This is a genomic window from Burkholderiales bacterium, from assembly GCA_013695435.1.
Lineage (GTDB): Bacteria > Pseudomonadota > Gammaproteobacteria > Burkholderiales > JACMKV01 > JACMKV01.
Genome location: JACDAM010000153.1, coordinates 1 through 5,585 on the forward strand (window position 1 = coordinate 1; position 5,585 = coordinate 5,585).

General features: G+C 62.4%; 3 protein-coding genes. 2 read left to right on the forward strand and 1 reads right to left on the reverse strand.

The annotated features are described in order from the left end of the window. Positions 1–335: 335 nt before the first annotated feature. A complete protein-coding gene (locus H0V78_07980) occupies positions 336–1,610 on the forward strand; it encodes a vanadium-dependent haloperoxidase (protein ID MBA2351716.1) in 1,275 nt (424 codons plus the stop codon). Positions 1,611–1,791: 181 nt separating this feature from the next. Then, the gene (locus H0V78_07985; GenBank protein MBA2351717.1) at positions 1,792–2,664 is read left to right on the forward strand and encodes an SDR family oxidoreductase; all 873 of its coding nucleotides are present in this window, start codon (positions 1,792–1,794) and stop codon (positions 2,662–2,664) included. Between the two features lie 79 nt (positions 2,665–2,743). Here the strand turns inward: H0V78_07985 and H0V78_07990 are convergent, their stop codons facing one another. Then, entirely contained in the window at positions 2,744–5,377 is a 2,634-nt protein-coding gene (locus H0V78_07990; protein ID MBA2351718.1) for an excinuclease ABC subunit UvrA, read from the reverse strand. Positions 5,378–5,585: the final 208 nt, after the last annotated feature.

Consider the following 5,585-nt stretch of genomic DNA (forward strand, 5'->3'; position numbering starts at 1 on the left):
TTTCGTGAACGCATGTTTCGAAACTAAGGCGCCGCCATAATGCTGGTCGGGTAGACATAAGCGCCTCAGCCTTTTATAGTGCCAATCTTTTTCCTCGCGAACGCAAGGGCTTATGTAAAGGGAGTAACACATCAGTGTTAAATTCAATTCTGTTTTTCCTCGCTTTTTCCATTTCCGCCATCGCTTTTGCCGGTCAAACACCGGCAGCAGACCAAACCAGCAACGCAGCGCCAGTCGGTGCCCCAGCGCCTGCCAGTACCGTAGTAGTACGATGGAACGAAGCTGCGCTCGAAGCAATCCGCAGAACCCGTCCCGGCCCGCCAATGGTCGCGCGCATGCTCGCTATCACACACACGTGCATTTACGATGCGTGGTCAGCGTACGACGGCATTGCGGTCGGCACCCAGCTTCGTGGCAAGTTGCGTCGTCCGAGCGCCGAGCGCACCGATGCCAACAAAAAGGAGGCATTGAGCTACGCCGCGCATACCTGCCTCAAGGATCTGTTTCCATCCCAAACCGAGTACTTCGATGCGATTTTGTCCGGCCTCGGTTTCGATCCGGGAAATAACTCGGCCGATCCTGCGAGTCCCGCCGGCATCGGTCATCTCGCCGCGCGTGCCGTGATCCGCTTCCGTCATGCCGACGGTTCCAATCAGCTCGGCGATATGAATCCGGGCGCGTACTCCGACTACACCGGCTACGCGCCGGTCAACACGCCGGACCAGATCAACGATCCGAATCGCTGGCAGCCGCTGCGCGTTCCCGATGGCAAAGGCGGCTTCATCGTGCAGAAATTCATCGCCCCGCATTGGGAGAAGGTCGTGCCGTTCGCGCTGGTTTCCGCCGATCAGTTCGATGCCGACGTTGCGCCGCCGGCGATGTTTCCGTCGCAGGAATATCGCAAGCAGGTCAGGCAGATCATCGACTACAGCGCGAAACTGACCGACGAGCACAAAGCCATCGCGGAATACTGGGCCGATGGTCCAGCATCCGAAACACCGCCCGGGCACTGGGGCTTGTTCGCGCAATTCGTCTCCGCCCGGGACAGCCACAACATCGACCAGGATACGAAGATGTTTTTCGCGCTGCATAACGCGATATTCGACGCCGGCATCGTGTCGTGGCATTTGAAGCGCAATTACGATTACGTACGGCCGATCACTGCCGTGCGCTTCCTCAGGCAAGGCAAAATGATTCGCGCCTGGGGCGGGCCCGGCAAAGGCACGATGGTCATCAAGGGCGAAGACTGGAATCCGTACCAGCCGGCGACCTTCCCGACGCCTCCATTCCCCGAGTATTCGTCCGGCCACAGCGTTTTCAGCCGCACCGGCGCCGAGATCCTGCGTATGTTCACCAGCAACGAAAGCTTCGGTGGATCGGTGACCGTTCGCGCCGGATCATCGTTGGTCGAACCGGGTCTGGCGCCATCCAAAGACGTGACCTTGTCGTGGCCGACATTCAAGGACGCTGCCGACCAAGCCGGTCTGTCACGCCGTTATGGCGGCATTCACTTCAACGACGGCGACGAAAACGCGCGCGTGCTCGGTCCGCAGATCGCGGAGCAAGCGTGGGAAAAGGCGCAGAAGCTGTTTGCCGGAAAGGCTCGATAGGTTTTACATCCGTGCGGATCCAACCGCACCGGATGGGGCAGGGCAGGCTACCGGATTTGCAATGCAGCTTGCGCGCCCACTCGTCAATCGCGGCGCTTAGCTGAAAAAAAACCGGAGCTTTGCAATTCTTGGCAGCGCGCGGCGTCGAAATCAGTGACAGCCCACGCCAAAAGGAGCCGCCATGCCGCAAAAACACCAAGACCCGAAAGCCGTTCGACCGCCGCAGGAGCAAGCCGAGCCGGGCTCGGAAGCGCAAATGAAACCGCGCCCGCGCATCATTCGCGACAACTACCAGGGCAGCGCCAAACTCAAGGATAAGGTCGCGCTGATCACCGGCGGCGATAGCGGCATCGGCCGCGGCGTCGCCGTCCACTTCGCGCGCGAAGGCGCCGATGTCGCGATCATGCATTTGAGCGAGGAACGAGAGGATGCGAACGAGACCAGGCTGCTTGTCGAACAGGAAGGACGCCGCTGTCTGACGATGGTCGGCGACATCGGCGACGAGCAAACCGCGCAGCGCGCTGTCGAACAAACGATGCGGCAACTCGGCAGGCTCGACATCCTCATCAACAACGCCGCCGAACAGCATCCGCAGAAAAGCATAGAAGACCTCAGCGCCGCGCAACTCGAGCGCACGTTCCGCACCAACGTGTTCGGCATGTTCTTCATGACCAAAGCGGCGATGCCGCATCTGAAAAAAGGCAGCGCCATCATCAATACGACTTCGGTTACCGCCTATCGCGGCAGCGCAAACCTCCTCGACTACGCAGCGACCAAAGGCGCCATCGTTGCCTTCACGCGCTCCCTCGCGCATGCTGTGATCGAGCAGGGCATTCGTGTCAACGCCGTCGCCCCAGGCCCGGTCTGGACGCCGCTGATTTCTTCAACTTTTCCGGCCGAAAAAGTCGCGACGTTCGGAACGGATTCGCCGATGGGCCGCGCCGGCGAGCCCGAAGACATCGCGCCGTGCTACGTCTTCCTGGCCTGCGCTGATTCGTTGTACATCACGGGGCAGGTGTTGCATCCGAACGGTGGGGAGATCGTGAATGGCTGAGGCTTGCGGATACCGGGGACGACGGAATGGCCGCTTGCGATCTCCGTGCCTCGTCGCACCATGAATTTTGCCTGACCCGCTAACAGAAATGCCGCCGCAGATACGGCGCCGTGCGGCTGCCTTTCGCTTCGCACGCCTCGCGGGGCGGACCGCAGGCGACGATGCGGCCGCCTTCTTCGCCCGCGCCCGGGCCCATGTCGATGACCCAGTCGGCCGCGGCGACGACGCGCAATTCGTGCTCGACGACGATTACCGTGTTGCCCACATCCACCAGGCCCTGCAACTGCGCCATCAGCTTGTCGACATCGGCCGGGTGCAAGCCGCTGGTCGGCTCGTCGAGCACGTAAAGGGCGTCGCCGCGCTGCGCGCGCTGCAACTCCGTCGCGAGCTTGATGCGCTGCGCTTCGCCGCCGGAGAGTTCAGTCGCCGGCTGGCCGAGCCGCAGATAGCCCAAACCGATGTTCTGCAATAAGGTCAGGGGCTTCTGCACGCCCGGCTCCTCATCGAAAAACGCGGCTGCGTCATCGACCGTCATGCGCAAGACCTCGGCGATGTTTTTCTCGCGCCACGTCACTTTCAGCGTCGCCTCGTTGTAACGCGCGCCGTGGCACGTCGGGCACGGCGCATAGACGCTCGGCATGAATAGCAATTCGACGCTGACGAAACCCTCGCCTTCGCACGTCTCGCAACGGCCCTTGGCGACGTTGAACGAAAAGCGGCCGGCGTCGTAGCGTTTGGCGCGCGCCATTTTGGTCGAGGCGAACCGCTTCCGCACCTGATCGAAGAGGCCGGTGTAGGTCGCGAGGTTGGAGCGCGGCGTGCGGCCGATCGGTTTCTGATCGACGCGCACGATGCGCTTGATGCGCTCGATGCCGGATGAGATGCGACCGGCGGTCGCGGAGGTGACGGTCGGTTCGAACTCGTCATTCTCCTCGTCGCTAGCCGCGGGTTCGTGTCCGAAATACTCACAGACGAGTTCGACCAGCGTCTGGCTTACGAGACTCGATTTGCCCGAACCGGACACGCCCGTCACAACCGTGAACACACTGAGCGGAAAACGCGCGTCGAGTTTTTTCAGGTTGTTGCGCGTGATGCCGCGCAATTCCAGCCAGCCTTGTGGCGCGCGAGGTTGTCCGCGATCCGGCGCGGCCGGCGCGAACAGATAGCGCGCCGTCCACGACGCTTCGACATTTTTCAGACCCTCGGGCGGCCCGCTGTAAAGCAGATGGCCGCCGTGTTCGCCGGCGTCGGGTCCGACATCCACCAGCCAGTCGGCGCGCCGCATCATGTCGAGATCGTGTTCGACGACGAACAGAGAATTTCCCGAACGCTTCAGTTGATCGAGAGCGGCGATCAGCGCTTCGCCGTCGGCCGGATGCAGGCCGGCGGTCGGTTCGTCGAGCACGTAGACGACGCCGAACAGGTTCGAGCGAATTTGCGTGGCGAGCCGCAAGCGCTGCAATTCGCCCGGCGACAAGGTAGGCGTGACGCGGTCGAGCGACAGATAGCCGAGCCCGAGTTCCCGCAATGTAGCAAGGCGCACCACCAGATCGTGCGCGATGCGCTGCGCGGCGATGCGTTTTTCTTCCGACAGATTGGGCGTGCGCCGCACGTCGCCCGCCGCCTGATGCGCCGACCCGCCGGCCGCGACGCGCCGTGCGATTTCCTTTTCGGCGGCGCCGCGGCTCCTGGTCGCGCGGTCGCGCGGGCCTGCGGCGTCGAAGCGCCCCTGGGCGGCGGGCGCGAGCACTTCGGCCATACGGTTCAGGCTCAATTGCGCGAGCGTTCCGATGTCGAATCCGGCGAAGGTCACCGACAGCGCTTCGCGTTTCAAACGCCTGCCATCGCACACCGGGCAAATGCTGCCGACCATGAAGCGCGATACGCGCTTTTTCATCAACGCGCTCTGCGTCGTGGCGAAGGTGTGCAGCACGTAGTTGCGCGCGCCGGTAAACGTGCCCTGATAGCTCGGTTCGAGCTTGCGGCGCAGCGCGGCGCGCGTCTCGGCTGGCGTGAAGCCGGCATAGACCGGCACGGTGGGTTGCTCGTCGGTGAACAGAATCCAGTCGCGGTCTTTTTTCGGCAGGTCGCGCCACGGCGTATCCACGTCATAACCGAGCGTCACGAGAATGTCGCGCAGATTCTGCCCGTACCAGGCCGGCGGCCACGCGGCGATAGCGCGTTCGCGGATCGTCAATGAATCGTCCGGCACCATCGACTTCTCGGTAACCTCGTATACGCGGCCCAAGCCGTGGCAGTTCGGGCACGCGCCCTGCGCCGTATTCGGCGAAAAGTCCTCCGCGTAGAGCATCGGCTGGTCGGCCGGGTAACTTCCGGCGCGCGAATACAGCATCCGCACCAGGCTCGACAAGGTCGTCAAGCTGCCGACCGACGAGCGCGTGCTCGGCGTGCCGCGCTGCTGCTGCAGGGCGACCGCCGGCGGCAAGCCTTCGATCGAATCGAAATCCGGAACGCCGACCTGGTCGATCAATCGCCGCGCGTACGGCGCGACCGATTCGAAGTAGCGGCGCTGCGCTTCGGCATACAAAGTGCCGAAGGCCAGCGACGATTTCCCCGAACCCGATATGCCGGTAAACACGACGAGCGCATCGCGCGGAATATCGACGTCGATGTTCTTCAGGTTATGTTCGCGCGCGCCGCGAACGCGGACGAAACGGCTTGCGGCGCTTTGTTCGGGAGATGTTTTCAGGATATTTGCCGTGCTTGTTTCCCTTTACGCCAGACGCAAGAGCCGGATCGTTTCTATCGTGGCAAACGACCTTTCGCGTGCAACATCTCGACTTCCCAAAGGCTAATTGCGGAGATACTAACCAGACCAAAAGCGGTGAGCCCGCTGATCGACTCGCGCTCCTCACTCGACAGAGGTTGTGCATGAGCAGCCGGTCTTCGGAGTCTTAGCG

Bases quoted from the DNA above. Each gene is read 5' to 3' on its own strand.
- H0V78_07980 (MBA2351716.1), top strand. From the start codon at position 336: ATGCTCGCTATCACACACACGTGCATTTACGATGCGTGGTCAGCGTAC.
- H0V78_07985 (MBA2351717.1), top strand. From the start codon at position 1,792: ATGCCGCAAAAACACCAAGACCCGAAAGCCGTTCGACCGCCGCAGGAG.